We start from the raw sequence: 2,656 nt of genomic DNA on the forward strand, positions 1-2,656 counted from the left end.
TCCGTGGCCAGCGAGGCCTTGGTGATGCCCATGAGCTCGGGACGACCGGAGGCGGGCTTGCCGCCCTCGGACACGACGCGACGGTTCTCGGACTCGAACCGGCCACGCTCGGCGAGCTCGCCCGGCAGCAGGTCGGCGTCGCCGGCCTCGATGATCGTCACGCGGCGCAGCATCTGCCGCACGATGACCTCGATGTGCTTGTCGTGGATCGACACACCCTGCTGGCGGTAGACCGCCTGGACCTGGTCCACGAGGTGCATCTGCACCGCGCGGGGCCCGAGGATGCGCAGCACCTGCTTGGGGTCGATGGCGCCCTGGACGAGCTGGGTGCCGACGGCCACGTGGTCGCCGTCGCCGACGAGCAGGCGCGAGCGCTTGCTGACCGGGTAGGCGTGCTCGTCGGTGCCGTCGTCGGGCACGAGCACCACGCGACGGGCCTTGTCGGTGTCCTCGATCTGCACGCGGCCGGTGGCCTCGGCGATCGGGGCGACACCGCGCGGGGTGCGAGCCTCGAAGAGCTCGACCACACGGGGCAGACCCTGGGTGATGTCGTCACCGGCCACACCACCGGTGTGGAAGGTACGCATGGTCAGCTGCGTGCCGGGCTCACCGATCGACTGGGCCGCGATGATGCCGACGGCCTCGCCGATGTCGACGAGCTTGCCCGTGGCCAGCGAGCGGCCGTAGCACTTGGCGCAGGTGCCGACGCGGGACTCGCAGGTGAGGACCGAGCGGACCCGGACCTCCTCCACGCCGGCCGCGACGAGCGCGTCGATGACCACGTCGCCGAGGTCGATGCCGGCCTCGGCCAGCGTCTCGCCCTCGTGGACGACGTCCTCGGCCAGGGTGCGGGCGTAGACGCTGGACTCGACGTCCTCGTGCTCGCGCAGCGAGCCGTCGGCGCCGCGGACGGCGATCGGCATCATCAGGCCGCGGTCGGTGCCGCAGTCGTCCTCACGGATGATGACGTCCTGCGACACGTCGACCAGACGACGGGTGAGGTAGCCCGAGTCGGCGGTACGCAGAGCGGTGTCGGCCAGACCCTTGCGGGCACCGTGGGTGGAGATGAAGAACTCCAGCACGGACAGACCCTCGCGGAAGTTCGACTTGATCGGTCGCGGGATGATCTCGCCCTTGGGGTTGGCCATCAGGCCACGCATGCCGGCGATCTGACGGAGCTGGAACCAGTTACCACGAGCACCCGAGTTGACCATGCGGAAGATCGGGTTGTCCCGCGGGAAGTTGGCCTCCATCTCCTTGGAGACCTCGTTGGTCGCCTGCTGCCAGATCTCGATGAGCTCCTGGCGGCGCTCGTCGTCGGTCGTCAGACCGCGCTCGAACTGGACCTGGACCTTGGCGGCCTTGGCCTCGTAGCCCTCGAGGATCGCCTCCTTGTTGGAGGGGGTGACCACGTCGGAGATGGCGACCGTCGTGCCCGAGCGCGTGGCCCAGTGGAAGCCGGTCTCCTTGAGCGCGTCCAGCGAGTTGGCGACGAGCACCTTGGGGTAACGCTCCGCGAGGTCGTTGACGATCGCGGACAGGCGCTTCTTGTCGACCGGCTCGTTGACGAAGGGGTAGTCCACGGGCAGCGTCAGGTTGAAGATCGCGCGACCCAGCGTCGTGTCGAGGACGAAGTCCCCACGACCCTCGGCGCCGAGCTCCACGCCCTCCGGCAGCTCCTGGCCCATCGGCGGGACGGTGTCCTGCAGCCGGACCTTGATGGGCGAGCCCAGCTCGATCTCGCCGGCGTCGAAGGCCATGCGGGCCTCGTCCGCCGTGCGGAAGGCACGGCCGGCACCCTTGCCGTTCTCGACCTCGGAGGTGAGGTGGAACAGCCCGATGATCATGTCCTGGGTGGGCATGGTCACGGGACGGCCGTCGGCCGGCTTCAGGATGTTGTTGGAGGACAGCATCAGGATGCGGGCCTCGGCCTGGGCCTCGGCCGACAGCGGCACGTGCACGGCCATCTGGTCACCGTCGAAGTCGGCGTTGAACGCGCCGCAGACGAGCGGGTGCAGCTGGATGGCCTTGCCCTCGACGAGCTGCGGCTCGAAGGCCTGGATGCCGAGGCGGTGCAGCGTGGGCGCACGGTTGAGCAGCACGGGGTGCTCGGTGATGACCTCTTCGAGGACGTCCCACACGACCGGGCGGGCGCGCTCGACCATGCGCTTGGCCGACTTGATGTTCTGCGCGTGGTCGAGGTCGACCAGACGCTTCATCACGAACGGCTTGAACAGCTCGAGCGCCATCTGCTTGGGCAGACCGCACTGGTGCAGCTTGAGCTGCGGGCCGACGACGATGACCGAACGGCCGGAGTAGTCGACGCGCTTGCCGAGGAGGTTCTGACGGAAGCGGCCCTGCTTGCCCTTGAGCATGTCGGACAGCGACTTCAGCGGACGGTTGCCAGGACCCGTGACCGGGCGACCACGGCGACCGTTGTCGAACAGCGCGTCCACGGCCTCCTGGAGCATGCGCTTCTCGTTGTTGACGATGATCTCGGGCGCACCGAGGTCGAGGAGGCGCTTCAGGCGGTTGTTGCGGTTGATGACGCGGCGGTAAAGGGCGTTCAGGGCGGAGGGCGCGAAGGGGGCACCGGCCAGCGGCACCCGCGGGGGCCGGGGCGGCGGCACCCCCGGCCGCACCGTCATTACCATCC

At 69.1% G+C, this 2,656-nt stretch carries 1 protein-coding gene; it reads right to left on the bottom strand.

Annotated elements, in window-relative coordinates:
- The coding region (gene rpoC / locus B2P18_RS00005; protein WP_286955194.1) for a DNA-directed RNA polymerase subunit beta' at positions 1–2,630 on the bottom strand (2,630 nt) is incomplete at its 3' end.
- Positions 2,631–2,656 lie beyond the last annotated feature (26 nt).

Source organism: Arsenicicoccus sp. UBA2120 (assembly GCF_002330965.1).
Classification (GTDB): domain Bacteria; phylum Actinomycetota; class Actinomycetes; order Actinomycetales; family Dermatophilaceae; genus Arsenicicoccus; species Arsenicicoccus bolidensis.